Below are 25,633 nucleotides of genomic sequence, written 5' to 3'. Positions count from 1 at the left end.
CGGTCCCTGATCGCGGTGATGTGCATCGGCCAGGTCGGCAATCTGCTGCCGCATGTGACGCTGTCCGCGAATTTGGCGCAGCATCTGATGCCGGCGTGGGGACTGTCGGCGGCCGAAGGCGGCTTGATGGCGAGCGGTTACGCGTTCGGCTACATGCTCGCCGTGCCGTTGCTGACGACGTTGACCGACCGGATCGACGCACGGCTCGTCCTGCTCTGGGGCTCGATCGTCAGCGGACTGGCGACCGCCGCGTTCGGAATCTTCGCGCAAGGGTTTTGGTCCGCGACCGCGATCTGGTCCCTGGCAGGGCTTGGATTTGCCGGCGCCTACATGCCGGGCCTGAAGGCGCTGACGGACCGGCTGCCCGCCGGCGACACCTCCCGCGCCGTCACGCTGTACACGTCGAGCTTCTCGGTCGGCGTCGGCCTCTCGTTCCTGGTCGCGCAAGTGATCGCCGACCGCTGGGGATGGCGGACGGCTTTCCTTGTCACCGGCTTCGGTCCTATCGCAATGGTCGTCGCGTGCCTTCTGATGCAGGCACAGCGGCCCGCTCCGAAGGCGGGACGTCTCCTGAACTTCGCGCCCGTCTTCGCCAATCGCGAGGCGCTCGGATACATCTTCGGCTACGGCGCCCATTGCTTCGAGCTCTACGGCATCCGCACCTGGCTGGTCGGCTTCTGGACCTTCGTCGTCGCCCACCAAGGCGCGCCGTCATGGTTGAGCCCCGTCGTGTTGAGCTTCTGCTTTGCGGTGATCTCGATGCCGGCCAGCATCCTCGGCAACGAGGCCGCGCTGAAATTCGGGCGCCATCGCGCGATCACGGTCGTGATGATCGCGTCGGCCTGCGTCGCGCTGGTCATCGGCCTCAACGCGACGGCGCCGGCATGGGTGCTCGCGCTGCTGCTGCTCGTCTATGGCCTGACAGTGCCGGCGGATTCGGGCGCGTTGACCGCCGGCATGTCCGCCGCGGCTGTGTCCGAACATCGCGGCGCGACCCTGGCCCTGCATTCGACGGTCGGCTTCGGCCTGTCGGCTGTCGGTGCCTGGGGCACCGGCGCCGCGCTCGACGCAGCCGGCGGCCCGCAGAGCGCGACCGGCTGGCTGCTGGCGTTCAGCGTTCTTGCGGCCGGAATCGCGCTGGGGCCGTTGGCGCTGCTGTGGGCGCGGGCGCAACCGTCTCCGAGCCGCAGCGCGGGATGACGCTATGCGCCCGCCGGCGGTTCATTTGGCCAACTCGCTCTTTGCGTCTGCGTAAGCCGCTGCTTCACCGTCCGCGCGATCGCTGCCGGGGCCTCCTCGGGTATCGCGAAGCATGAACTCGCGTTGATCTCGCACAGGACGTAGGTGTCGGCCCCAGTCGTGTCTTTCGGACCATACAGGAAGTCCGCGTCCCAGATGACCGGGAGCGAGCCTTCGTCGATCTCCAGTGTCTTCATCATTCCCGGGGTCCACTCATCTTCCATCAATCGACGCAGCCGCTGGAAGCGCGGGTCTGCGTTCGAGGTGTAGAGGCGCGGTCCCGCCTCGGAACGGGCGGCCGGCGAGTCGACCAGGGCTTTGACTTTGTGATAGCCGAAGCCGGCACAGCGATTGCCCGACATATAGCAGCGCACCACGCCTTCGCTCAAGCGTGGCTGGAATGGCTGATCGACCACGCTGCCATTTTCGAAATATTCGGCGCAGCGACCGAGAAAACTATCCAGCGTCAGTTCCTCGGAGCCATCTTTGGTCGCATCCAGCACCTTTATCATCGGGGAAGTCGGTAGCTTCTCGACCTTCCACACGCCTTGGCCGCCGTTGCCGCGGTTGCGCTTGATCACGCGCGGACCGGTGGCGAGCCATGTCGGCAACTCGGCGCGCATGGCCTCGGCGGTTTGATATAAAGCCGTGTCGCATCCCCACCCCATCGAGCGGCTACGATAGAGTACCTCCTTGGTGCCCATCTTGAGGATGACGTCCGGATGCGCGCTGACCCACACGCCCCGTGCGGCGACGTCACGCAGCAGGGGATCGAGCTCGACACGCGTCTTGCCCTGGTGGATCGGATCGACCCAGACGAGCACGCCGTCCATCGCGAGCAATTGTTCACGGACGTCCTCAGCGAAGTTTTCGTCGTAGATCGCCGGGCGCGCCTCGATACCGACGGCGGCGAGTGCTTCGAAGACGCGGACGAAGCGGCTGTTTTGCGCCGTCGCATCCCGCCGCGCGGCAGCGTCGCCTCGCGAGAGGATAGCGACGGTGTATTGTTGAGAAGGGTGTCGTTCGGTGTCCATGCGCAAGCTCCACGAATGGCGTGCTGCGCAGAGCTTGGACCGAGGCCTCACGGGGAGTCTGCTTTGTCCCCACGCAAAGGACACTAGCGAGCCCGTTCGCGAGTTTCAAGACGTGGCTGGCGCGGTTCCGCGGAGCGGTGAATTCTTTGTGACGGTCGCCCGCGGCTCCGGTGGGCAGCCCGATGCACGCGCCCGTTGACAGCTCCCACCTTCGGGTTTTTATTTGGGGCTCGGGGATGTGCGATCTCCCCGTGAGGCGACATGCCCAAGCATCGCGTCCTGATCACCAAGGGCGCAGCATGTCATCATCATACATTCCCTACTTCATCCGGCAGATAGGCTCGATTTTTCGGCTCGGCTCCCGTGCCGATCACAGCACCGCTGCGCGCGTTGATGCCCGCGCTTTGTCGCGCCTCGTGGGCGTGATGTAGGGGAAAGATCGCGAACCGGACTTCACTTGGGGCGGGTCCGTCGTCGACAGCGGCGACCGGGTCAAACAGCGAAACCAAAGCCTGAGGAGTAGCACAATGAAAAGAATCATCTGGGCCGTGGTCGGCATTGGTGTTTGTCTGCTTGCATTTCGCTTCGGCCTCTTCATCCCGGCATATGCCCAGGATGCCGAATGGCAGAAGGTGGACGAGACCCTGGGCCGCAAGCCCGCCGTCTCGGACGACGTCCGCCGTTACGGCTTTCCCCGCAGCGATCTCTCCGTGACGTTGGACGGGGTTTCGATCAAGCCGGCGCTGGCGTTGGGTGGCTGGATCGCGTTTAAGCCGGCGCATGGCGGCGCAATGATCATGGGCGACCTTGTGCTGCTCGAGACCGAGATCAATCCCGTGATGGCGAAGATGATCGCGAGCGGGCTCGAGATCACAGCCGTGCACAATCATTTGCTGCGTGCGAGCCCGGCAACGTTCTACATGCACGTCGCCGGACACGGCGACCCCGTCAAACTGGCCTCGGCAATCCATGATGCGCTGGCCGAAAGCAAGACCCCACTGACGGTCACCGCACCGGCGAGCCCGCCACCCGCCATCGACCTTGACACGGCGAAACTCGACCAGATCATCGGAGTGAACGGGAAAGCGAATGGCGGCGTCTACCAGTTCAACGTGAAGCGGCGCGACCCCATCACGGAAGACGGCATGTTGCTGAGCCCCGTCGCCGCGATGGGCGTTGCGATCGCCATCAATTTCCAACCGACGGGCGCGGGGAAGGCCGCCATCACCGGCGACTTCGTGCTGACCAGCGACGAGGTGAACCCCGTCATCCTGGCGCTGCGGACCCACGGCATCGAGGTGACGGCGCTGCACAGCCACATGCTGGACGAACAGCCGCGGCTCTTCTTCATGCATTTCTGGGCGAACGACGACGCCGTCAAGCTTGCAGAGGGCCTCCGTGCGGCGATCGACAAGACGGCGAGCACGAAGGGCTGATGCATGGACAAGCTCATGGACAAGCTTGCGTTGGCTTCCATGCTGGCCTTGTTAGTGGGAGGGAACGCCGTGGCCGAGACCCTGAATTTCGACAACGCTGCTGCCGGAAGTTCGCCCGACGGGTGGACTTTGACGATGACCGGCAAGGGACAGCCGAAATGGACCGTTGAGGCCGAGGCCACGGCGCCCAGCAAGCCGAACGTTCTCAAGCAATCCGGACGGGCGACGTTTCCCCTCGCCATCAAGCGCGATACCGCCATCCGCGACGGCTTCGTCGAGGTGAAATTCAAGGCCGTCGCCGGCTCCGAGGATCGCGCGGCGGGAGTTATTTGGCGTGCGAAGGATGCCGATAATTACTACGTGGTGCGGGCCAACGCACTGGAGGACAATGTCGTGCTGTACAAGACGATCAAGGGCGTTCGAATCTCACTTGAGATCGTGGGTCGCAAAGACGGCTATGGCGTCAGCGCGCCGGTATCGTCCGGGCAATGGCACCTGCTGCGCTGCGACTTCGCGGGAAGTCGGTTCAAGGTGAGCTATGACGGAAAGCAATTGTTCGAGGTGGAAGACGCCACCATTCCGGACGCCGGGATGATCGGCCTGTGGACCAAGGCAGATAGCGTGACCCTGTTCGACGATCTGACATATGGTGAGACCAAATAGGCGTTTGGTCACCTGTGCCGGAGATTGCCATGAACGTTCGATGCCTGTCCGTCGCGACGGCCCTGCTGATTGCGTCCATCTGCCCAGTACGGGCCGAGGAAAGTTTGGTCGCCTATAAATCGCTCGGTCCCGAACTGGCGCTCGATCTTGCGCGCGCTGCGCTGGCGAACTGCCGCACGCGTGGGTACCAGGTTGCAGTCGCTGTCGTCGACCGGTTCGGCGTCACGCAAGTGATGTTGCGCGACCGCTTTGCAGGCCCTCACACGCCCTCGACGGCAGCCGGCAAGGCGTGGACTGCTGCCTCGTTCAAGACCAGCACGACCGAGCTGAATGCGATCAGCCAGCCGGGCATGATGCAGGCGGGCATTCGCAACCTTCCCGGAGCAGTCGTCATCGCCGGAGGACTGATCGTTGAAGCGGGCGGCTCCCTGGTCGGAGCGGTCGGCGTGTCCGGCGCTCCGGGCGGTGACGCGGACGAAGCGTGCGCGAAAGCCGGAATTGATGCCATACGCGACAAGCTGGACTTCTGAGAGCCTTTTCGCGAGCCTGGCGCGGCCGTCTGATCCACAGGGATGAGCAGACGCGCCGCCTTCGCATGCTCAGGTGTGACCGCTCATCGAGCGGATATGACAATCACCGATCGTCACGCCAACCTGAGAAGTAACACTGTCGAGCTTCCCCAACGATTGTTCTCGATAAGCCGATGTCCGCGAGAAGCCGGTCGTCCAGTTCGAGAAGCTCGTCGTATTGGCGGCGCCGTGTGATGCCGTCCAGCAGCGCGAGCGTTAACTTCCAGAACCATCGAGGGTTTGGAGAGGGGGCGAAGGCTGCGCTGGATGTGCTGATTGAGCCAGTGGTGCTGTCGCAAGACATGTTTCACCTCCGTAATGGAGCGAAACAACGCTTGGCTCGAAAGCTGGTCGGGCGGTTGTGTTTGACCCGATGGCCGTTGCTATCATGCTCGTCTTTGCCGCACAAGCGACCCTGATCGTGTCTTGATCGTGAGCTGCCTCCGGGTGCTTGCGCCTCGGAACGCTCCGCTTGCGCCCGGGATTTGTCCGCCGAATTTCGACGAGCCGGTGCCGCTGACGCTGGTCGGACCGTCGGTCGTCCGCTGGGGGACGGACCCGGCCGTCGTTCCGGCCTCGGTCACGAACCCCTTGACCAAGATCAATGACTGTTTTCGATGCTCGAATATGTTACTGAGGCGGTGTTCCGGCCCGAAAGTGAGATTTAATATTTGATGCAGTTCGTCCGTACCATCCAGGCATTCGCCATCGCCATATCCTTGGCGATGTTGCCGGTTAGCGCGTCCGCGGCGAACCTCGCAATCTCGTCGGACGACATGGCGACGACCATGCACATGAGCGGCGACGCGGATATGTCGATGGACGATTGTTGTCCCGACATGAAGGGAACGGGCTCCCACACTGGTGGCGACAAGTGCGGAATGGGCTTCTGCTGCGTTGGCGGGATCATCGCGCTCGGTGATGTCAGGCCCGTCGCTTTTGAATATCTCGCCGTGGCGGCCAGCAAGTTGACCATTCCAGCCGATCAGGTTGTCTGCTTCCGCGGCGCCAGTCCTCCTTTCCGACCACCTCGAATCTGATCTCGCAAAGGCCGAGGCGCGAGCGGCATGCCGGCTCGCGACGATGACTTGACGTGCGCGCTCCCGCGCCACGGCGATAGATCAATTCATGAGGACAGGACGATGCTTTCCAGATTCAGCACCGCGGCTGTCGCCGCCACCCTTTCGCTTGCCACTTCCGCCGCGCTTGCGGGCGCCGGCGACTACGCCTTCGACCCCGTCAATCCGCAGATGAAGAAGGGTGAAGACGTCACGCTCGCCGTTCGCTTGACGAACAAGCAGACCGGCAAGCCCGTGCCGGATGCGGTCGTCTTCAAGACCCGCGTCGACATGGCCCCGGACGGGATGGCCGAGATGGAGTCGCCGGTCGCACCGCTGCCCTCCAAGGAACCCGGTGTGTACGCCTTCAAGACGGACCTGCCGATGGCCGGCCGCTACCAGATCACGCTATCGGCGAAGGTGCAGGGCGAACCCGAGACCGTCATCGGGAAGGTGATCGTCACCGCGACCAAGTGAGCGTTCGGGCGCTGCCTGGCGGCGCCCGACATTCCCCTTTTTCATTCACATGGAAGCGCGCTCCCGGGCGCGCGGATACACGACATGAAAACGCTGCGTCTCCTGACTGCTCTTGCGCTGGGCGGCAGCCTGGTCCTGGCCGGCTACTGGCATTTGAGCCGTGCGCGCGGGCTCCTCGATGCCGACATCATATCCGCTGCGGCTGCCGCTGAGCCAACTCCGCTCTACTACCGCGATCCGGGCGGCGCGCCGCTTTGGTCTGCTGGTCCGAAGAAGGACGAGCGCGGCCGGGACTACCTGCCGGTCTATGACGACGATCAGCCGGTCCGGGCCGTACCGAAGCCGCAGCAGGCGTCCTCGCGGAAAATCCTCTACTACCGCAATCCCATGGGGCTGCCCGACACCTCGCCGGTGCCGAAGAAGGATTCGATGGGGATGAACTATGTCCCCGTTTACGAAGGCGACGACACCGACGACGGTACCGTGAAGCTGTCGCCCGGCAAGATCCAGCGCACGGGCGTGAAGTCCGAGCCGGTCGAGCGCCGCTCGATCCGGGTCTCGGTGAAGGCGCCCGGCACGATCCAACTCGATGAACGCCGCGTGTCGGTGATCGCGATGCGCGCCGAAAGCTTCGTGCAGAAGGTCGCCGACGTGACCACCGGCACGCGCGTAAAGGCGGGCCAGCCGTTGATGGAAATCTACAGTTCGGCCGTCGCTTCCGCGGCGGCGGAGTATCTCGCGACGATCACCTCCAAGACGGTCGGCGGCGTTGAGACGTATGGCCGCGGCTCGCGACAGCGGCTAATCAATCTCGATGTTCCCGACGCGGTTATCGCGGAGATGGACAGGATGCACACCTCGCCCGTCACCATACGCTGGTCTGCGCCGCGCGACGGGATCGTGCTCGAGCGCGGCGCGATCGAAGGTATGCGGGCCAATCCCGGCGACGTGCTGTTCCGGATCGCGGACACCTCGGTCGTCTGGGCGCTGGTCGACGTGGCCGAGCGCGATCTCGGCGACATCGCGGTGGGGCAGTCGGTCGCGGTACGCGCACGCAGTTTCCCGGGCCGAACCTTCACCGGGAAGATCGCCGTTGTCTATCCGCAGGTGAACCGCGACACGCGAACCGTTCGTGTCCGGATCGAGCTTGCCAACGCGGACGCGGTGCTGCTGCCGGACATGTACGTCGATGCCGACATCGACACGGCCGATGCCGCGCCCGTCCTGGCGATACAGGACAGTGCGGTGCTCGACACCGGCAGCCGGCAGAGCGTCCTCGTCGACACAGGGGAAGGGCGTTTCGAGCCGCGGGAGGTTAGGCTGGGCCGTCGCGGCGGCGGTTATGTCGAGGTGCGGGAGGGTCTCTCGGTCGGCGAGGCGGTGGTTACCTCCGCCAATTTTCTGATCGATGCGGAAAGCAACCTGAAAGCGGCGCTGAAGGGTTTTGGTGAGGCGGCGTCGCGAGCCACCGACGCCGGCCCTGGCAACGCAACGGGAGATCGCAAATGATTGCCCGCGTCATCGCCTGGTCGGCGCGCAATCTGCTGCTCGTGCTGTTCGGTACCGGCTTCGCCGCCGCCGCCGGCCTCTATGCCCTGGTTCACCTCCCGCTGGATGCGATCCCGGACCTCTCGGACACGCAGGTCATCGTTTACACCGAATATGCCGGGCAGGCGCCGCAGGTGATCGAGGATCAGGTCACCTATCCGCTGACGACGGCGATGCTCACCGTGCCGAAATCGAAAGTCGTGCGCGGCTTCTCGTTCTTCGGCGTCTCTTTCGTCTACGTGATCTTCGAGGACGGCACCGACATCTACTGGGCCCGCTCGCGCGTGATGGAATTCCTCAACGGTGCGTCGTCCAGGCTTCCTGCCGGTGTCACCCCGACCATCGGGCCCGACGCGACCGGCGTCGGCTGGGTCTACCAATACGCCGTCATATCGAAGGAATTGAACCTGGCGGACACGCGCACGATCCAGGACTGGAATCTGAAGTTCGCGCTGGCCAAGGCCGATGGCGTCGCCGAGGTCGCCAGCATCGGCGGTTTCGTCAAGCAGTACAACGTGGTCCTCGACCCGCAGCGGATGCGCGACCGCGGCATCAGCATGCAAAAAATACGCGAGGCGATCCGCGCCAGCAACGCCGATGTCGGCGGGCGCACCGTCGAGCTCTCCGAGTTCGAATACGTCATCCGCGGCAGGGGCTACATCAAGAGCATCAACGATCTCGGCAACATCGTGCTGAAGACGAGCAACGGCACGCCGGTGTTGCTGCGGGACGTCGCCAACGTCGAGCTCGGGCCGGACGAGCGGCGAGGCATCGCCGAATTGAACGGCGAGGGCGAGGTTGCTAGCGGCATCGTGCTGCAGCGGTTCGGCGTCAACGCACTCGACGTCATCGAAAACGTCAAGAAGCGCTTCGGGGAGATCGCGAGCAGCCTGCCGAAATCGGTCGAGATCGTGCCGGTCTACGACCGGTCCAGCCTGATCTATGCGGCCATCGATACCCTCAAGCACACCCTGTTCGAGGAGAGCATCGTCGTCGGGCTCGTCTGCATCGTGTTCCTTCTGCACGTCCGCAGCGCACTCGTCGCGATCCTGATGTTGCCGGTCGGCGTGCTGATGGCGTTCGGTGCCATGAAGCTGCTCGGGCTGGGATCGAACATCATGAGCCTCGGCGGTATCGCGATCGCGATCGGCGCCATGGTGGACGCCGCCATCGTCATGATCGAGAACGCACATAAGCACCTCGAACGGGCGAGGCCTCATCAGTCTCGCGTGCAGATTCTGATCGACGCAGCATCCGAGGTCGGGCCCGCGCTGTTCTTCAGCCTGCTGATCATCACCGTGTCGTTCATGCCGATCTTCACCCTGGAATCGCAGGAGGGGCGATTATTCAGCCCGCTGGCGTTCACGAAGACCTTCTCCATGGCCGCCGCGGCCCTGCTGTCCGTCACCCTGGTGCCGGCGCTGATGGTGATCTTCGTCCGCGGCAGGATTGTCCCGGAGAGCAGGAACGTCATCAATCGCTTCCTGATCTGGATCTATCGTCCCGTGATCAAGGGGGTTCTGCGCGCCAAGACGCTGGTCATCCTGGCTTCGCTCGTCGTGCTTGCGGTGACAATCTGGCCGGCGCGCCAGCTCGGCACGGAGTTCATGCCGGCGCTGAACGAGGGGACGCTGCTCTACATGCCGACGACGCTGCCCGGCATTTCGGTCACCAAGGCAGCCGAGCTGATGCAGATGCAGGACCGCATCATCAAATCGTTCCCGGAGGTCGCTTCGGTCTACGGCAAGGCGGGACGAGCCGCCACTGCGACCGATCCCGCACCGACGGAGATGTTTGAAACAATCGTCAACCTGAAGCCCAAAGAGGAGTGGCGTTCCGGCCTTACCGTCGACAGTCTTGTCGCCGAGATGGACAAGGCGTTGCAATTTCCGGGCGTCTCCAACGCCTGGACCATGCCGATCAAGGCGCGGATCGATATGCTCTCCACCGGCATCCGCACGCCGGTCGGCGTCAAGGTCATGGGCACGGACCTCGGCGAGATCGACCGGCTCGCGAAGCAGATCGAACGCGTCATCAAGACCGTGCCTGGCACGTCATCGGCCTACGCCGAACGCGGCATCGGCGGCTATTATCTCGAGATCGTTCCGGATCGCGAGGTGCTCGCCCGTTACGGCATATTGATCCAGGACGTTCAGGACACCATCGCGGCCGCGCTCGGCGGTCAGACTGTGACGACGACTGTAGAAGGCCGGCAACGGTTCACGGTGAACATGCGCTATCCGCGTGATCTCCGCGACAATCCCAAGGCCATCGCCAGCGACATCCTGGTGCCGATGCCTTCGGGCGGTGCCGTGCCGCTCGGCGAGGTCGCCAAGGTTGAGCCGGCACGCGGGCCGACCTCGATCCGGACGGAGAACGGTCAGCTTGCGACTTACATCTACGTCGACATCCGGGATCGCGACATCGGAAGCTACGTCGCCGATGCGCAGCGCGCCGTCACCGAAAGCATCAGGTTTCCGGCCGGTTATTACGTGATCTGGAGCGGCCAATACGAATATCTGCAGCGCGCCGCCGCCCGCCTGAAGATCGTCGTTCCGGTGACGCTTACGATCATTTTCCTGTTGTTGTACCTGAACTTCCGGGCGATGACCGAGACCCTCATCGTGATGCTGTCACTGCCGTTCGCGCTGGTCGGCGGCATCTGGATGATGTGGTGGCTCGGCTTCAACCTGTCCGTTGCCGTCGCGGTCGGCTTCATCGCTCTCGCCGGCGTTGCCGCCGAGACTGGCGTGGTGATGCTGATCTATCTCGATCACGCGCTGGTCGAGACAAAAGCCAGGTGCAGCGCTGACGGCAGGGTCTTTACCCGACGAGACCTTCACGATGCCATCATGGTGGGTGCGGTCGAACGCGTGCGGCCCAAGATGATGACAGTGGTCGCAATCATGGCCGGTCTGCTGCCGATCATGTGGAGCACCGGGGCGGGGTCGGAGATCATGCAGCGCATTGCGGTGCCTATGATCGGCGGCATGACGTCATCGACAGTGCTGACCCTCGTCGTGATCCCCGCGATTTTCGGCCTGGTGAAGGGGCGGGGGCTTCCGCCGGGCGAGCGATCGGCTCCTGCCGATGAATGGACCATGCGCGCTCCGCAAGCTGCCGAATAGGTGGGCGGCGAAGGTCGTCGTTCTCGGCAACGTCTCCGCCAACAAAAAACCCGCGGCGGATTGCTCCGCGCGGGTGAATTTTCGATGATGCCATTCTGCCAGTGTTTTGCCCGACGTGTCAAAGGTGAAGGCGCGCTGCGCGGAGGATTCGCATCGCCGTCCGGTTTTCCACAACGCGAGGGGTAGTGGTGGTCGGCCGTTCCGGCCCGCCAACAATCGATAATTTGTCATCGCGAGCCGGGCCGTCTTCATAGGAGGGACGTTCCGCTCCGCCTTTCTACATGATCAAGCTGACCGCAACGCAAAGCATCACCCCGCACAAATGGGTGCATCCGACCAAAGAGCGGTAGGATTGGCAAACACCGAGCAGCGCACAGCAACGCGCTAACGATAGATCAGGGCCCCGACGCAAAGAACCAGCATCGTCAAGCTGAGCGCAACGGTGACGAGGGCGCGCTCGGCTCTGCTGGTAAGCTCTTCTTCGCTCATGACAACTTTCCCTGCCGCAAGGTCAACCTGCATGCCCTCACCTTGTTCCCCGCACGATCGGGATGCGTGAAGCTTGGTGACTCCAACCTGATCCATGCACGCTGCAGGAGGAAGTGCCGCCAACGTGAACCGCTCTCTGCCGCTTGTGTGCAATAGTGCGCCGACGGAAGCTTCCACCAATATCTACGTTCCGGCGTCACCGCCCGATCAGTGGCTTTTATCGGTGATGAGAACGCCTGCTTGCGCTCCCGCCTCCTCCGGAACCGATCGTGCAGTGAGCCAGCGGCGCAAGATCAATGAATCCCACGAAGAGGGGCTTGCAGAAATGGCCGCTCGTCTTCGCTCAACTGCGGAACTGCTCCCGCCAGGGCCGGTGAGAGATGCCGCCCTCAGACGCGCACGCTGGGCTGAAACAAGCTTGTCGTTAGATGATTGGCTCAACTCGCCAGGACTGCAGCCACCGACCTGACGGTGACACCGCCCTGCAGGGATTCAGGCCATGTTCGGTGAGGCTCCAGCAAGAAAAAACCCGCGGCGGATTGCTCCGCGCGGGTGAACTTTCGATGCTGCCATTCTGCCAGTGTTTTGCCCGACGAGTCAAAGCCGAACAGCGCGACGGGCAGGGATGTATCGGTCCGGCAAACGCCTATTTGGTGCAACCAAAATGGCGAATGATTTCAACACCCTCGCTACTGTGCATGGGGTTGTTTTCGCGCTTTTTGTTTTGCGGCCTGCCGAAGCGACGCGCTTTAGCGCCGTGCGCGCGGCGCTTCCGCCTTGGCCGGCGAGTCGGTCTGCGGACCGCAGCTCGCGGCCGCGAGCGAGCCTTGCGCCTGCGGCATCAGGCCGGGCTCTGGGGCGAGCGCCTTCATCACGATCAGGCCGGTGGCGCTGGGGGAATCGATGATCAGGCGGTCGGCGGCGGTGATCTCTTCGTCCTCGGGCAGCTCGTTGTGCTGCGGCTCGGTCATAAGGTCGAGCTCGATCACCTTCTTGCCGGCCGAGCGGTCGTTGATGGCATAATAGGCGATCTCGTTGCGGGTGTAGAACGACACCGAGGTGTAGGCCTGACTGACGGGGACCGTCAGCTTGATCGGGCCGTTCGACAGATCGTAGCGGCAGATCGCCAGCGCAAAGGCCGGATCCATGAACGGCATCGGCGAGGTCTGCGGATCGGTGAGCGGAAGCTGCGTGACGGCGTTGAGCTTGGTCATCGGCGTCAGCCGCGAATAGGCGTCCTGGGTCGCGATCCGCGGCAGCGCCAGCACGCTGACGAGATGGACCACGAGGCCCAGCACCACGCCGGCAACGATGGTGAACAACAGCCGGATCATGAGCAGCCCGCCGTCGTGATGGTGGGCATCGGCGCATCGCGCTGGGTGCGCGTGGCAACGCCGACCGGGGTGTCGTAGAGCCGCAGCATCAGCGCGTAGCGCTCGATGCCGCCGGTCGGCAGCCAGTTGCCGGCGCGCGAGCGCGAGGCGATGCGGATCTCGAACGAGCCGTCGGACTGCCGGACGATCTCCTGACTGGTGAAGCCGTAGCGCTGCAGCGAATTGGGGACGAGATGACCCTTGCGGTCGTAAAGCGTGAGCGTCCAGAACCGCGCCGGCGGCGTCACGCCGGAGACCACGACGTCACAGCGGCCGTCGAGCACCTTCTTCTTGTCGTCCGCGGTCGCCGTGAAGGCGACGCCGTCGCCGGTTCCGATCGGCAGCTCGCCGTTGCGCACGATGGTGGCGCGCGAATAGGGATCGACGTCGGCGGTGCCGGTGCGCGGACGCGCGGTCCAGGGGCCGATGGTCAGCGCGCCGATCTCGGTCCCGCGCGTCGTCGTCATCCAGGTCGCGCCGACGCCCACCACGGTTGCGAGCAGAAGGGCCGTCAATGTGATCAGGATCAGCCGCACTTGTTTCGATCAGTTCTTGTTTCGACTAGTTCTTGCGCGGGGCGGATGCGTTCGCATTCTCTTCCGCATAGTTCTGCGGGAAGGCGAGCGCGCTCGTGGACGATGCCGGCTTGGCTTGCTTGGGATCGGTGGCCGCCGATTTGGTCGCGGTCCTGGCCGCGTCATCCAGCAGCTTCTCGACGCGGACCAAAACGTCGGCGCCGCGCTTGGTCAATACCGGCGGCGGACCGGGCTTGGTCTCCAGCACCTTCGGCGCCGCATTGGCCTGCGCGTTGGCGATCCGCTCGGGCGGCAGCTTCTGGCCCATGCCGATGCCGGCGATTTCCCGCACCTCGACGCCCTGATGCGCCGCGAGCATGATGTCGTGCCAGGTCTGCGCCGGCAGCGAGCCGCCGGTCATCCGGTTCGTCGGCGAATAGTCGTCATTGCCGTACCAGACCGCGCAGGTGAAATTGCCGGTGTAGCCGACGAACCAGGCGTCGCGATAGGCATTGGTCGTTCCGGTCTTGCCGGCGGTCGGAATGCCGTCGAGGGCTGCGCGGCGCGCCGTGCCTTCGCTGACGACGTGGCTCATCATGCCGGCCATGTCGGCGGCCACGGAGGCGGGGATCGCCTGGCGCGGCTTCGGCCCGTCGCGGTCCCAGCGCCAGACTGGATCGCCCGCGCCGGTGCGCACTTCCAGCACGGAATGCGGCGTCACCGCCTTGCCGCGGTTGGGGAAGGTCGCATACGCCACCGCGTGCTCGAGCACGGTGACTTCGTCCGAGCCGATCGGCAGCGACGGCGTGTCGGGCAGCGGCGCCTTGAGGCCGAAGCGGCGGGCGACCTCGACGATCTTGGCGCGGCCGACCTTGGCCGGGTTCTGCGCTTTGGGCTCGTTCTTCTGGCCGATCGCGATCGACAGCTTGACGGGTACCACGTTGATCGAACGCGTGATCGCCTGCGTCAGCGTCACCGAGCCGGAATAGGAATGGCCATAGTTCTGCGGGCACCAATTGCCGATGCAGACCGGGCCGTCGACCACGATCGAATTCGGCGTGAAGCCGTTGAGGAGCGCGGTGGTGTAGACGTAAGGCTTGAACGACGAGCCCGGCTGGCGATAGGCGTCGGTGGCGCGGTTGAACTGGCTGGCGCCGTAGTCGCGGCCGCCGACCATGGCGCGGATGCCGCCGTCGAGATCGGAGACGACGGTCGCGGCCTGGGTCGCGTGATAGTCGCGGCCGAACTGGCGCAGCTGGTTCTCGACCGCGTCTTCCGCCGCCTTCTGCACATTGGTGTCGATCGCGAGCCGGACCACGAAGACGCGCTCGGTGTAGGATTTCGGGAAGGTGTCGACCAGCTTGCGCATCTCGTCGAAGGCGTAGTCGAGATAATAATTCGGCGACGCCTCGTAGCGGCGGTCGACCGCGAAGGCGGGATTGCGGCGGGCGCCGAACACCTGGCCCTCGGTCATGAAGCCGGCGTCGACGAGATTGTCGAGCACCACGTTGGCGCGGGCGCGGGCGGCGGGCAGGTTGATGTGGGGCGCGTATTTGGTCGGTGCCTTGAACAGGCCGGCGAGCATCGCGGCTTCGGCGAGCGTCACGTCTCGTGCCGACTTGTTGAAGTAGAAATGCGCGGCGCCGTCGACGCCGAAGGTGCCGCCGCCCATATAGGCGCGGTCGAGATACAGCTTGAGGATCTCGTTCTTGGTCAGGCGCCATTCCAGCCAGACCGCGAGGAAGGCTTCGTTGACCTTGCGCTCGATGGTGCGCTCGTTGCTCAGGAACAGGTTCTTGGCGAGCTGCTGGGTGATCGAGGAGCCGCCCTGGCGGACGCCGCCGGCTTGGGCGTTGGTGACGAGAGCGCGGGCGGTGCCGGCGATGTCGATGCCGAAATGCTCGTAGAAGCGGCGGTCCTCGGTCGCGAGCGTCGCCTTGATCAGCACGTCCGGAAAATCTTCCAGCGGGATCGAATCGTTGTGCTTGATGCCGCGGCTGCCGATCGGGTTGCCGTAACGGTCGAGGAAAGTCACCGCGAGGTCGGACTTCTTCAGCCAGTCCTCGTCCGCGGTCTCGCGGAAGGCGGGGATGGCGAGGGTTAGCATCACAACCAGGCCGCCGAGGCCGAGGGTCGCAGCCTCCGACAGCGGCTCGATGAATACCCAGCGCTTCCACCGCCCGACATAGAAGCGGTCCATGAAGGTCGAGTAGCGCTCGTAGAGCTCGCGGATGCCCTTGGCCGAGGAGAACAGCGAGGAGTCGATGCGCGCATCGAGATCCAGGAAGAAATTCCGGATCCGGGCTTTCCAATGCGGTGGTATGATCTGGCGCACCTAGAACCCTTGCGGCTTGGTTCAAAAGCGTTCAAGCACCCGGCCGGGGCGGCATCGAGACGTCTTGCGGGAGTGTTGCGGCAAACCCAAGGCGCCCGGCCAGCGACGGTGGGGACTTGCTGTTCCTTCTAGCCGAGCAGGGCCTATAAACCAATGGTCACGCTTGCGATTTTGAACAACAGGCCTAATTGACCCCGGTTCATTACGGGCCTCACGCGGGCGTTGCTTGCAGCCCCAGGGCGGCACGCCCTAGATGGCACCAGCCGTAGCTCTTTCGAACTTTTGTTGAGGCGCATGACCGCAGCTCCCAAACGACCTTCAGGCCAGGAAGGATTCTTCTGGAAAACCAAGACGTTGGAAGAGATGTCGGGGCCCGAATGGGAGAGCCTGTGCGACGGCTGCGGCCGCTGCTGCCTGAACAAGCTCGAGGAAGAGGGCACCGGCGACATCTACTTCACCCATGTCGGCTGCAAGCTGCTCGATGGGGTGACCTGCGGCTGCAAGGACTATGCGAATCGTTCCGACAAGGTTCCGGACTGCGTCCGCCTGACCCCGGCCAATGTCCGCACCCTGAACTGGCTGCCGCCAAGCTGCGGCTACAAGCTCGTTGCGGAAGGGCGCGACCTCTATTGGTGGCATCCGCTGGTGTCAGGCGATCCCGACACGGTGCATGAGGCCGGCGTCTCCGTACGCGGACGGGTCGAAGGCAGCGAGGTGGAGATCCCGGACGAGGAGCTCGAGAACCACATCGTGCAATGGCCGGCGCAGCTGCCGAAACGGGCCCGCCTGAAGCGACGTCCGAAGGACTGATCCGCCGCACCAGCTAGATCACTTGTTCGGGATGACCGTCGGGTGGGATGCTCCCATGCGCCGCAGTGCCTGCCTGAGAAGAACTTTGCTGTCTACATTGGGCTGCATAGAACGAATCCTTCGCGGCGTTGCGCCGCCTCATGGCCCCCGATCGAGATGAACAAGTTCGAGCGGCAGAACAGTTCTGCCGACACCCAGACATTGCCCGACGATATCGCCGAGGAATTGTCGCGGCTTCCGAGCGAGGTCTTGAGCGTCGATGACGCTCCCTCGCTTGCGCCGCCGGCGCCACTGTCGCAGGACGAGGTCCGCACCATCGTCATCAGCCTGATGCTGACGATGTTCCTGGCCGCTCTGGACCAGACCATCGTCGCGACCGCACTGCCGACCATCGGACGTCAGTTCCACGACGTCTCCAATCTCTCCTGGGTCATCACCGCCTATCTGCTCGCCTCGACCGCGGTCGCGCCGGTGTTCGGCACGCTCAGCGACATCTACGGCCGCCGCGTGATGATCATCATCTCGCTCAGCCTGTTCGTCGCGGGCTCGGTGCTGTGCGCAATCGCTCCGAACCTGCCGATGCTGATTCTTGCGCGCGGGCTCCAGGGGCTGGGTGGCGGCGGCATCATGCCGGTGGTGCAGACCGTGATCTCCGACGTCGTGAGCCCACGCGAGCGCGGCCAATATCAAGCCTATTTCTCCAGCGTCTGGATGGTCGGCGGCATTCTCGGCCCGGTCATCGGCGGCGTGTTCGCCGAGCATCTGCACTGGTCGATGATCTTCTGGATCAATGTGCCGCTCGCAGCTGCTGCGATCGCGCTGCTGTTGCCCAGGATGAAGAAGATCCCGGTGTTCCACCGCAAGCGCAAGGTCGACTGGCTGGGTGGCGTGCTGCTGATGGCCTCCGCCGTCGTCTTCATGCTGGTGCTGACTTGGGGCGGCACGCGCTTCCCGTGGCTCTCGCCGACCGTGCTTGCGATGGTGGGCGGCGCCGTCGCGCTCGCGGTCACCTTCGTGTGGCACGCGCGCCGCGCGGACGAGCCGTTCCTGCCGCTGCCGCTGCTCGGAGGATCGGTTGTGCCGTTCGGGCTTATGGCCGGCGGCTGCGCGCTCGGTGCGATCACGGGCCTCACCGTGCAGCTGCCGCTCTATTACGAGGCGGTCTATCATCTCAGCGCCAGCGAAGCCGGCCTTGCGCTGATCCCGCTCGCGGCGGTCTCGACCGTCGGCGCAGCCGTCGCCGGTCGCACCATGGCGCGCGCCAAGCACTACAAGCGGGTCGCCATTGTCGGAACGTCCTGGGCTGCGCTGTGCGGCCTCGGCCTCACCTTGACGACGTTGCCGCTATGGGCGCTGCTGACGCTGATGGCTGCATTTGCGCTTGGCCTCGGCACCACCTTTCCGGTCTGCGTGGTCTCGGTGCAGAATTCGGTCGCCCGTCCGCAGGTCGGCACCATCACCGGCGCGTTGAACTTCTTCCGCTCGCTGATGTCATCGTTCACGGTCGCGGCGTTCGCGGCCATCCTGCTCATCGCGCTCGGTGCCGACGTTCCGCTCGCCGGCGAGCATCACGGCGCCGTCAATGCGATCCCCGCCGACGACATGCGGCATGCGTTCCGTTACGTGTTCGGCGCCGCCACGGCGCTGATGGCCGGCGCCGCGCTCTGCCTGATCATGATGGAGGAGCGCCCGCTGGCCGGTCCCTCCACGACGCAACCCGTTGAGATGGCGGAGTAGGAACCGCTAGCCGCGGCCTCCATCCGGAAAGCTGCTGTTTCGCGGCAATCGAATCGTGAACTCGGTGAACGCGCCGGGCTCTGTCGCGACGTCGATGGTGCCGCGGTGCTGCTTCACCACGATGTCGTGGCTCATCGACAATCCGAGGCCGGTGCCTTCGCCGGCTGGCTTGGTGGTGAAGAACGGATCGAACATCTTTTCCTTTACCTCGTGCGGAATGCCGGTGCCATTGTCGCGGATGCGGATCTCGATGCTGTCGCCCCGGTCGCGTGTCGCGGCGATCACCACCGGCTCGTAATCGGCGGCGCCGTCATCCGACTTGCGCTTGGCCACCGCGTGGAAGCCATTCGAGATCAGGTTCAGCAGCACCCGGGTGATCTCCTGCGGAAACACTTCCGCTTGCCCGGCCGCCGGATCGAGCTCGCGCTTCAGCGTCACGTCGAACTGCGGCTTCTCGGCGCGGGCGCCGTGATAGGCGAGGTTGAGACTCTCCTCGACCAGTGCGTTGATGTCACTCAGCCGATGCTCGCCGCCGCCCTCGCGGGAATGAAGCAGCATGTTCTTGACGATGGAGTCGGCGCGCCTGCCATGCTGCACGATCTTCGCGAGATTGCCCTTCAGGAGCCCGGTTAGCTCGTCGACCTCGCTGCGGATCTCGTCCGCGAGTGGGACAGGCGCGAGCGCCTGGTTCAGCTCGTCCGTCAGCTCGGCGGAGAGCGATGCAAAATTGTTGACGAAGTTGAGCGGGTTCTTGATCTCGTGCGCGATACCGGCCGTGAGCTGGCCGAGCGAGGCCAGCTTCTCGGTCTGGACCAGCCGGTCCTGGGCAGCGCGCAAATCGTCGAGCGATTTGGCGAGATCCCTGGTGCGGTCCTGCACCTCGTTGAACAGGCGCGTGTTCTCGATGGCGATCACGGCCTGGTCGGCAAAGGTCTTGAGCAGGGCGATCGCCTTGTCCGGGAAGGGACCGGCCTCCGGCCGCGTCACGCCGATGGTGCCGATCGCGACGCCGTCGCGCAGCATCGGGATCACGAGGATGCTGCGATAGCCTCGCGTCCGCGCCAGCTCTCTCATGGCGTCCGTGAGGTCGGGCTCGTTCTGCATGTCGCTGCGGAAGGCGAACTCTCCGCTCGTCGCCACCCGGCTGTGAATGCCGGATGCCGACAGCGGCGCCGGGAACGAGCTGAGCAGCTCTTCGTTGCCGGCTTCGTTGTCGGTGCTGAAGGCGGCCAGGTACAGCAGGCCGTCGATGACGCGAGTGACGGTGGAGGAATGTCCGCCGACCAGGGACTTGGCGCTGTCGGAGATTGCCTGGAACACCGGCGTCACATCCGCGGGCGAGGCCGCGATCACTTTGAGGATGTCGGCGGTCGCGGTCTGCCGTTCCAGCGCTTCCCTCGTTGTGTTGAACAGGCTGACATTCTTGATCGCGATCACCGCCTGGTCGGCGAAGGTCTGCAGCAGCCGCACATGATGCTCGCCGAATGCGCCGGTCGCGCGCCGCGTGGCGATGATGATTCCGATGGCCTCGCCGTCGCTCATCAAGGGCGCGAACAGCATGCTGCGGTAGCCGCGGGCGCGCGCGATGTCGCGGGCTGCCGGTTCGACCTCGGTGTCGGGCAATTGCGCCGCCACACCATCGGCGACGAGCTGGTAGGGCGGGAACTGCGCGAATGGCACCGGGAACGAGGACTGCAGCACGCGATCGCCGGCCGGATCGGTCGGCGTGAACGCCGCAAGGTGCGCGGCGCCGCCGATGTAGCGCAACACCGCCGTAGAGAAGCCGCCGATCAGGCGGTTGGCGTTGGCGGCGATGGCATCGAATACCGGCTGCACGTCGGACGGGGAAGCGGCCATCACTTTCAGAATGTCGGCGGTGGCGGTCTGTCGTTCCAGCGTTTCGCGCGTCTCGTTGAACAGCCGCGCATTCTCGATCGCGATCACCGCCTGGTCGGCAAAGGTCTGGAGCAGCTGCACGAGGTCGGCTGCAAACGCGCCGGGCTCCGCGCGCGTGACGCTGATCATGCCGACGGGCGTACCCCGATTCATCAGCGGCATGAACAGCACGCTGCGGAAGCCGCGCAGCCGCGCAAGGTTCCGGTTCAGCTCCGGGACCTCCGCGGCTTCGCTATCTGGAAACTGGATCGTCTCGCCGCCACGCACCAGCGCGAAGGTCGGAAAGTCGGCAATCTTGCGCGGGAACGACGCCTTGAGTCCTTCGTCCGCCTCGGGGCTGGTTGGTGTAAACGCCACGAGGTGGAGCTCGTCCTCGATGAACTGAAGCACGGTGGCGGAGAAGCCGCCGAGCAATCGCCGGGAGCTGGACGCGATCGCCTCGAAGACCGGCCGGGCATCGGACGGAGAGGCCGCGATGGTGCGCAGAATCCCGGCACTGGCGCTCTGACGATCGCGCGCAGTCGCAAGCTCGCTTCGAAGCTGCGCGTTTTCGGCTGCTGCCGACTGCAACAGGCGCTCGAATTCCTCGATGTCGTCGGAAGGGGTGGTCATTCGCAATCCGGCTTGCTGCCGCGACATGCGCGGCACCAACGCGGATTATCACATCTCCTGCGGCCGGAGCCAGCGTCCGCGACAGCGAGTTTTGTGGCCAGAATCCGGCCAGTTTTACGTGCCCGGCCGCGACACCTCGGTCTCCTTGCTGGTGATGAACTCCAGCAGCACGGGAACGCCTTCCTGCGTCTTCTGGATGCCGCGCCTGATCGCGGGGATGATGTCCTCGGGTCTCGTCACCCGCTCGCCATAGCCGCCGAAGGCGCGTGCCATCGCGGCGTAGTCGCCGGAAATGTCGGTCGAGCGATATTTCTCGGTCGAGACCGGCATCACTTTCAATTCGATCGCCATCGAGAAATTGTTCAGCAGGATCGACATGATCGGAATGCGCTCGCGCACCGCGGTCTCGAAATCCATGCCGGTGAAGCCGATCGCCGCGTCGCCCCAGACATTGATGCAGAGCTTGTCGGGCTTTGCGAGTTTCGCGCCCATTGCGAGCCCAAGGCCGTAGCCGAGTTGCGTCGTCTTGCCCCAGCCGAGATAAGTGAGGGGCTCGACCGCCTTCCAGAACGGCGAGAGCTGGTCGCGCGGACTGCCTGCATCGTGGGTGATGATGGTGTTGCCGATGTCCACGGTATGTTGCAGGTCCCACAGCACCCGGTAGGGGCTCAAGGGCGCATCATTGCTGGTGAGCTTCGGCATCCATTTCGCCAGCCACTCCTTGTGCGAGGCCGCGATCTCCGCCGCGACCGCCGATGCGTCGCGATCCGCGGTGACGGTCTTGCCGATCTCCTCCAACAGCGCATCAAGCACGAGCCCGGCATCGCCGACGAGGCCGATCCTGGCTTCCACGTCCTTGTTGAGATGGTTCGGATCGAGCGTCGAGTGGATGATGGTTTTGTCTTTCGGCATCGCAATGCCGAAGCTTGTTTCAGTGAAGGAGCAGCCGATGCCGAAAATGACGTCGGCGTCGGCCAGAAACTTCGGCACCGCGCGCGGCACCGCAAGGCCGCCGGAGCCAAGCGAGAGTGGATGCGTTTCCGGGAAGGACGATTTGCCCCCAAGGCTGGTGGTGACGGGAATGGCGAGCCGTTCGGCCAGCCGTTTCAATTGCGGCCAGGCCTGCGCGTAATGTACGCCCTGGCCGGCATAGATCACCGGGAGCTTGGCGTTGACGAGCAGGTGGGCCGCCTCCTTCACATGAACGGGGTCCGCGCCGTAGCGGGTGCGCAGCACAGGCGTGTAGTTCAGCGGCTCCGGTACATCTTCGTTCCACATGTCGGCGGGGATCTCGACGATGACAGGCCCGCCGCGGCCGTTTTTCAGCTTGGTGAAGGCGCGGCGAAAAATGTTGGCGACTTCCGCGGCGAGGATGATCGGTTCCGACGATTTCGAAAACGCCTTCATCGCCGCGCTGGAATTGAAGTTCGGCTCGATATGCGCAAGCCGGCGCTGATAGCCCATCGGCAGCACCAGTACGGGAACGGATTCGCCGTAGCATTGCGCGACGCCGCCCATCGCATTCTCCGCACCGGGGCCATGCTGCATGCAGAACGCGCCGATCGAGCGTCCCGATGTCACCCGCGAGATCGCATCCGCCATGTGGATGCCGACGCGCTCCTGCCGTACCATCACCGGCCGGATATCGGCCTTCGCCGCATGCTCGATCAGATGGTTGACCGGATAGCCGCAGAGGATCTCGATCCCCTCGCGCTTCATGATTTCCGCAATCGCGGTGCCGAGCTTCATGGCGTCTCTCTCCCTGGGGCAGGCCGGTTGGTCCGGCTGATTAGGGGAGAGAGGATCAGGAAATTGGCGTAGGGTAAAGCACAGCTCGATGCCCGCGGAGGTAGGTCAGCCATGCAGCAGGCTGCCGTAGCCCGGATGGAGCGCAGCGCAATCCGGGGCCGTTCCACCGGAAAGACCAATGACGAATTCCGCTGCGCTCCATCCGCTACGACTGCTACTTGCAGCTTTGGCAGATCATCAGCTTGCGTTTCAACGCCTCGTCTTCTTGATCAATCAGTTGCTCAGCGGCGCCTTTAGCACCCGGATCGGCTCTGGACCCCTTCGCCGTGCGAGACCTCACCGGCGGGACTAGCAGGCTCGAGGTGTCATTGCCGTCGCCGGCGCCTACGCTGAAGCCATCGTAGTCGACGGCCGGGTTCGGCGCCGATGGAAGCCCGCCGATGACCGGCGGCGAAGCCTCTCTGATGGATGCTGCCGGCGGAGGTCTGGAATTTTTAGCGCCCGCATGCGGCGGCGATGCATTGGGCGGAGAAAGCGAAACCGGCGGCGCGGCCGAAGTCTGTCCTCGCGCGCTGTCCTGCGACCAGACGCCCACAAAGATGAGGCTGAAAGCCAAAAGCATCACGCTTCTCATCCGCATCCTTCAAGCAGCTGTGGTTGGTGGATTGACGTGTGAAGGGTATCAGGACTCACATCGTCCTCAAAGCGCCGCAGCCCGGATTTCGTAGCCGGGAGTATGGTTCACAAAGCGTGACCGGCCCGCCGCGCACCAAGCCAGGCGCGGTCAAGTCAAAGAGGAATTTAACGCTTGTGCCCTAACTTGCGCTCGCCATGAGTGACCAGGTCGTCCACAGCGAGGTTCAACCGTTTTCGGCGCGTGCGGCGCTCCCTTGGCTGGTGAGCCTTGGCGTCTATGTCCTGCTGCTGATCCTTGGACCGCGGCTGCTCAATGATCCCGACAGCTATTCTCATATCGAGGTCGGGCGCTGGATCATCGCGCACGGCACGCTGCCGGCGAGCGATCCATTTTCCTTTTCGAGGTACGGCGCCCCCTGGATCACCTTCGAATGGCTCTCGGAGATCATCTACGCCGGAGCCTACGCGCTTGCCGGCTGGCAGGGCGTCCTCGTCGTCGCCGCCGCGGCGATAGCGCTCGCCTTTGGCCTGTTCACGTTCTTCCTGCTGCGCGAGCTTTCGCCAATCCATACGCTGCTCATGGTGATCGCGGCCGTCATCCTGTTGGCGCCGCATATGCTGGCGCGGCCACACGTGCTGGTGCTGCCGTTGATGGTGACCTGGGCGGCTGCCCTGGTACGCTGCATGGATCGTGGTGGACCTCCGCCGTATTGGGCTCTTCCGCTGCTGGTCGTGTGGGCCAATCTGCACGGCAGTGTGGTGCTGGCGCTTGGACTGATCGGGCCAGCGGGGCTCGAGGCGCTGCTGCGCGAGAAGCGCAGCGAATGGCCACGCGTATTCCTGCGGTGGCTGCCATTCACCGCGCTTGCGGTCGTAGCGTCCTGCCTGACACCCTACGGGCCGGAACCGCTGCTGATGCCGCTGACCACACTCGGCCTCGGCCCCGCGCTCGGTTGGATTGCGGAATGGCGGCCGCAGGATTTCAGCCACATAGGCTTCTTCGAGTTGCTGCTGCTGGCCGCGATCTTCGCGCTCTCGCGTGGCGTGACGCTGCCGGTCGTCCGTACCTTGGTCGTGATCGGCTTGCTGCATTTCGCGCTGGCCCAGATCCGCAATGCGGATCTGCTGGCCATGCTGGCGCCGCTCTATCTGGCGGCTCCGCTGGGGCGGAAGTTCGGTGGACCGGTTGGGGAAGATGCCGCCGGCTCGTCGCGCGGCCTGAACCTGGTCGCGCTCGGTGTGTTGATCGTGGCGAGCGGGGCGACACTGGCCCGTGATATACGGCCGGCTCCAGCCATTACCCCTCAGGCTGCCGTCGCTGAAGCTAAACTCGCCACGGCGGGGCACGTGCTCAACGATTATTCCTTCGGCGGCTATTTGATCTTTGCCGGCATTCCCACCTTTATCGATGGTCGCGGTGAACTGTACGGGGGGGCGTTCATCAACCGCTACAATCGCGCCCTGGCGCTGCTCGACCTCGGCGACTTTCTCAAGTTGCTCGACGAATACAACATCGGCGCGACGCTGCTCGCGCCGGGGACGCCCGCGATAGCGATGCTGGACCGGCTGCCCCGATGGCAGCGCGTCTACAGCGACGACGTGGCGGTCGTGCACAAGCGGCGGGACATGCCGCAAAGATAGATCAAGCGGTCCCGAAGGCGGCGTATTGGCCGCCGAGCGGCACGCCGCTCAGCGTGTGTTCGAGGCGCCGCGCCGGCCTTGTGTCCCAGGGCAGCAGCAGGAAATGGCGCGCACCGATCTCGCGCAGGCCGCCGGAAGCCATCAATTTTCGGGTTGTGCCGGCCCCGAGCAACACGGCGTCCCGGTCGAACTCACAACGCGCGACGGCAAGGCGGGTCAGCGGGTTGTACGGATTGTGCTCGATGACGCAGACGAGTCCCCCGGAGCGCGTCACGCGCCGCATCTCCGCGATGAATTGCGCCCATTCGGTTGGCACGACGTGGTGCATCACGCAGACGGCCGTGACCAGATCGAAGCTGGCATTGTCGAAAGGAAAGGTGCGGCCGTCAAACTCGCGGTAGTCGACCCTGCCGTTGTCAGCGCGTGCCTGCGCCAGGCTGGCCGAAGAAACGTCGATACCGCTCAAGCGGCCGACCATGCCGTGCAGCAGGGGATGAAGGCTGCCGACGCCGCAGCCGACGTCCAGCATATCCGGCCTCTCCGTGTCGAGCCGCTGCGCGATCAGATTGCCCAGGAGATCGGCCTTGGCGCGCATGAAGAAATGATGCGGCAAGCCGGAGAAGTCGATCGAGGATTGGACCACGTCACGGTAGTTGTCGTGATAACCGTCGAAGAGTTCGGTCATGCG

At 64.4% G+C, this 25,633-nt stretch carries 20 protein-coding genes; 11 read left to right on the top strand and 9 right to left on the bottom strand.

Features of this window, described 5'->3' with window-relative positions:
* Positions 1–18 precede the first annotated feature (18 nt).
* Entirely contained in the window at positions 19–1,200 is a 1,182-nt protein-coding gene (locus tag ABIC03_RS05595) for an MFS transporter (protein ID WP_354057506.1), read from the top strand.
* Between the two features lie 2 nt (positions 1,201–1,202).
* Here ABIC03_RS05595 and ABIC03_RS05590 read toward each other — a convergent pair whose 3' ends face one another.
* Positions 1,203–2,273, bottom strand: a complete 1,071-nt coding sequence (locus ABIC03_RS05590) for a Cj0069 family protein (protein ID WP_354056197.1) — start codon at positions 2,271–2,273, stop codon at positions 1,203–1,205.
* A 527-nt stretch (positions 2,274–2,800) separates the two neighbouring features.
* On the opposite strand from ABIC03_RS05590, the gene ABIC03_RS05585 reads away from it, so the two are divergent.
* From ABIC03_RS05585 to ABIC03_RS05575, 3 genes are read left to right on the top strand one after another with little or no spacing between them, the layout of a single operon-like run.
* Entirely contained in the window at positions 2,801–3,709 is a 909-nt protein-coding gene (locus ABIC03_RS05585; protein ID WP_354056195.1) for a DUF1259 domain-containing protein, read from the top strand.
* 3 nt (positions 3,710–3,712) lie between these two features.
* Positions 3,713–4,372, top strand: coding sequence for a hypothetical protein (locus tag ABIC03_RS05580; RefSeq protein ID WP_354056193.1), 660 nt, complete (start codon positions 3,713–3,715; stop codon positions 4,370–4,372).
* Positions 4,373–4,401: 29 nt separating this feature from the next.
* Entirely contained in the window at positions 4,402–4,902 is a 501-nt protein-coding gene (locus tag ABIC03_RS05575) for a GlcG/HbpS family heme-binding protein (RefSeq protein ID WP_354057505.1), read from the top strand.
* Positions 4,903–5,005: 103 nt separating this feature from the next.
* On the opposite strand, the gene ABIC03_RS05570 is transcribed toward ABIC03_RS05575, so the two are convergent.
* The gene (locus ABIC03_RS05570; protein WP_275167758.1) at positions 5,006–5,245 is read right to left on the bottom strand and encodes a YjiS-like domain-containing protein; all 240 of its coding nucleotides are present in this window, start codon (positions 5,243–5,245) and stop codon (positions 5,006–5,008) included.
* 370 nt (positions 5,246–5,615) lie between these two features.
* On the opposite strand from ABIC03_RS05570, the gene ABIC03_RS05565 reads away from it, so the two are divergent.
* From ABIC03_RS05565 to ABIC03_RS05550, 4 genes are all read left to right on the top strand, one after another.
* On the top strand, positions 5,616–5,981 hold the full coding sequence (locus tag ABIC03_RS05565) for a hypothetical protein (RefSeq protein ID WP_354056190.1): 366 nt from the start codon (positions 5,616–5,618) through the stop codon (positions 5,979–5,981).
* A 102-nt stretch (positions 5,982–6,083) separates the two neighbouring features.
* Positions 6,084–6,476 (top strand): FixH family protein, encoded by a 393-nt coding sequence (locus tag ABIC03_RS05560; RefSeq protein WP_354056188.1) that lies wholly within the window; start codon positions 6,084–6,086, stop codon positions 6,474–6,476.
* 84 nt (positions 6,477–6,560) lie between these two features.
* The gene (locus ABIC03_RS05555) at positions 6,561–7,985 is read left to right on the top strand and encodes an efflux RND transporter periplasmic adaptor subunit (protein WP_354056186.1); all 1,425 of its coding nucleotides are present in this window, start codon (positions 6,561–6,563) and stop codon (positions 7,983–7,985) included.
* Positions 7,982–11,152 carry an efflux RND transporter permease subunit gene (locus tag ABIC03_RS05550; RefSeq protein ID WP_354056184.1) on the top strand — a complete coding sequence of 1,057 codons (3,171 nt, stop codon included), beginning with the start codon at positions 7,982–7,984 and terminating at the stop codon, positions 11,150–11,152. The genes ABIC03_RS05555 and ABIC03_RS05550 overlap by 4 nt, the downstream gene beginning before the upstream one ends.
* 1,238 nt (positions 11,153–12,390) lie before the next feature.
* Here ABIC03_RS05550 and ABIC03_RS05545 read toward each other — a convergent pair.
* The 3 genes from ABIC03_RS05545 to ABIC03_RS05535 are packed head-to-tail and all read right to left on the bottom strand — an operon-like array spanning position 12,391 to position 15,864.
* Complete coding sequence (locus tag ABIC03_RS05545; RefSeq protein ID WP_354056182.1) at positions 12,391–12,975, bottom strand: DUF1254 domain-containing protein; 585 nt, start codon at positions 12,973–12,975, stop codon at positions 12,391–12,393.
* Complete coding sequence (locus ABIC03_RS05540; RefSeq protein WP_007593444.1) at positions 12,972–13,550, bottom strand: DUF1214 domain-containing protein; 579 nt, start codon at positions 13,548–13,550, stop codon at positions 12,972–12,974. The genes ABIC03_RS05545 and ABIC03_RS05540 overlap by 4 nt, the downstream gene beginning before the upstream one ends.
* A 25-nt stretch (positions 13,551–13,575) precedes the next feature.
* Positions 13,576–15,864 carry a transglycosylase domain-containing protein gene (locus tag ABIC03_RS05535; RefSeq protein WP_275167753.1) on the bottom strand — a complete coding sequence of 763 codons (2,289 nt, stop codon included), beginning with the start codon at positions 15,862–15,864 and terminating at the stop codon, positions 13,576–13,578.
* A gap of 294 nt (positions 15,865–16,158) precedes the next feature.
* Between ABIC03_RS05535 and ABIC03_RS05530 the strand changes: the two genes are divergently transcribed.
* Together ABIC03_RS05530 and ABIC03_RS05525 are read left to right on the top strand one after the other, a co-directional pair.
* Positions 16,159–16,674 (top strand): YcgN family cysteine cluster protein, encoded by a 516-nt coding sequence (locus ABIC03_RS05530; protein ID WP_275167752.1) that lies wholly within the window; start codon positions 16,159–16,161, stop codon positions 16,672–16,674.
* 156 nt (positions 16,675–16,830) lie between these two features.
* Positions 16,831–18,411, top strand: a complete 1,581-nt coding sequence (locus tag ABIC03_RS05525) for an MDR family MFS transporter (RefSeq protein ID WP_354056179.1) — start codon at positions 16,831–16,833, stop codon at positions 18,409–18,411.
* Positions 18,412–18,417: 6 nt separating this feature from the next.
* Here ABIC03_RS05525 and ABIC03_RS05520 read toward each other — a convergent pair whose 3' ends face one another.
* The 3 genes from ABIC03_RS05520 to ABIC03_RS05510 all read right to left on the bottom strand — a co-directional run bounded on the left by ABIC03_RS05520 (position 18,418) and on the right by ABIC03_RS05510 (position 23,302).
* Positions 18,418–20,919: a GAF domain-containing sensor histidine kinase gene (locus ABIC03_RS05520; protein ID WP_354056177.1), complete on the bottom strand. Its 2,502-nt coding sequence runs from the start codon at positions 20,917–20,919 to the stop codon at positions 18,418–18,420.
* A gap of 114 nt (positions 20,920–21,033) precedes the next feature.
* A complete protein-coding gene (locus tag ABIC03_RS05515) occupies positions 21,034–22,752 on the bottom strand; it encodes a thiamine pyrophosphate-requiring protein (protein WP_354057504.1) in 1,719 nt (572 codons plus the stop codon).
* A gap of 130 nt (positions 22,753–22,882) precedes the next feature.
* Entirely contained in the window at positions 22,883–23,302 is a 420-nt protein-coding gene (locus ABIC03_RS05510) for a hypothetical protein (protein ID WP_354056176.1), read from the bottom strand.
* A gap of 197 nt (positions 23,303–23,499) precedes the next feature.
* Between ABIC03_RS05510 and ABIC03_RS05505 the strand changes: the two genes are divergently transcribed.
* The gene (locus tag ABIC03_RS05505) at positions 23,500–24,945 is read left to right on the top strand and encodes a hypothetical protein (protein WP_354056174.1); all 1,446 of its coding nucleotides are present in this window, start codon (positions 23,500–23,502) and stop codon (positions 24,943–24,945) included.
* Between the two features lies 1 nt (position 24,946).
* On the opposite strand, the gene ABIC03_RS05500 is transcribed toward ABIC03_RS05505, so the two are convergent.
* Positions 24,947–25,630, bottom strand: a complete 684-nt coding sequence (locus tag ABIC03_RS05500; protein WP_275167747.1) for a class I SAM-dependent methyltransferase — start codon at positions 25,628–25,630, stop codon at positions 24,947–24,949.
* Positions 25,631–25,633 lie beyond the last annotated feature (3 nt).

The organism is Bradyrhizobium sp. RT6a (assembly GCF_040547675.1).
GTDB lineage: Bacteria > Pseudomonadota > Alphaproteobacteria > Rhizobiales > Xanthobacteraceae > Bradyrhizobium.
The sequence above is the reverse complement of the archived record's forward strand: the minus strand, read 5'-3'. Positions and strand labels throughout refer to the sequence as shown.

Bases quoted from the DNA above. Each gene is read 5' to 3' on its own strand.
- ABIC03_RS05595 (WP_354057506.1), top strand. From the start codon at position 19: ATGTGCATCGGCCAGGTCGGCAATCTGCTGCCGCATGTGACGCTGTCC.
- ABIC03_RS05590 (WP_354056197.1), bottom strand. From the start codon at position 2,273: ATGGACACCGAACGACACCCTTCTCAACAATACACCGTCGCTATCCTC.
- ABIC03_RS05585 (WP_354056195.1), top strand. From the start codon at position 2,801: ATGAAAAGAATCATCTGGGCCGTGGTCGGCATTGGTGTTTGTCTGCTT.
- ABIC03_RS05580 (WP_354056193.1), top strand. From the start codon at position 3,713: ATGGACAAGCTCATGGACAAGCTTGCGTTGGCTTCCATGCTGGCCTTG.
- ABIC03_RS05575 (WP_354057505.1), top strand. From the start codon at position 4,402: ATGAACGTTCGATGCCTGTCCGTCGCGACGGCCCTGCTGATTGCGTCC.
- ABIC03_RS05570 (WP_275167758.1), bottom strand. From the start codon at position 5,245: ATGTCTTGCGACAGCACCACTGGCTCAATCAGCACATCCAGCGCAGCC.
- ABIC03_RS05565 (WP_354056190.1), top strand. From the start codon at position 5,616: ATGCAGTTCGTCCGTACCATCCAGGCATTCGCCATCGCCATATCCTTG.
- ABIC03_RS05560 (WP_354056188.1), top strand. From the start codon at position 6,084: ATGCTTTCCAGATTCAGCACCGCGGCTGTCGCCGCCACCCTTTCGCTT.
- ABIC03_RS05555 (WP_354056186.1), top strand. From the start codon at position 6,561: ATGAAAACGCTGCGTCTCCTGACTGCTCTTGCGCTGGGCGGCAGCCTG.
- ABIC03_RS05550 (WP_354056184.1), top strand. From the start codon at position 7,982: ATGATTGCCCGCGTCATCGCCTGGTCGGCGCGCAATCTGCTGCTCGTG.
- ABIC03_RS05545 (WP_354056182.1), bottom strand. From the start codon at position 12,975: ATGATCCGGCTGTTGTTCACCATCGTTGCCGGCGTGGTGCTGGGCCTC.
- ABIC03_RS05530 (WP_275167752.1), top strand. From the start codon at position 16,159: ATGACCGCAGCTCCCAAACGACCTTCAGGCCAGGAAGGATTCTTCTGG.
- ABIC03_RS05525 (WP_354056179.1), top strand. From the start codon at position 16,831: ATGAACAAGTTCGAGCGGCAGAACAGTTCTGCCGACACCCAGACATTG.
- ABIC03_RS05520 (WP_354056177.1), bottom strand. From the start codon at position 20,919: ATGACCACCCCTTCCGACGACATCGAGGAATTCGAGCGCCTGTTGCAG.
- ABIC03_RS05510 (WP_354056176.1), bottom strand. From the start codon at position 23,302: ATGAGAAGCGTGATGCTTTTGGCTTTCAGCCTCATCTTTGTGGGCGTC.
- ABIC03_RS05505 (WP_354056174.1), top strand. From the start codon at position 23,500: ATGAGTGACCAGGTCGTCCACAGCGAGGTTCAACCGTTTTCGGCGCGT.
- ABIC03_RS05500 (WP_275167747.1), bottom strand. From the start codon at position 25,630: ATGACCGAACTCTTCGACGGTTATCACGACAACTACCGTGACGTGGTC.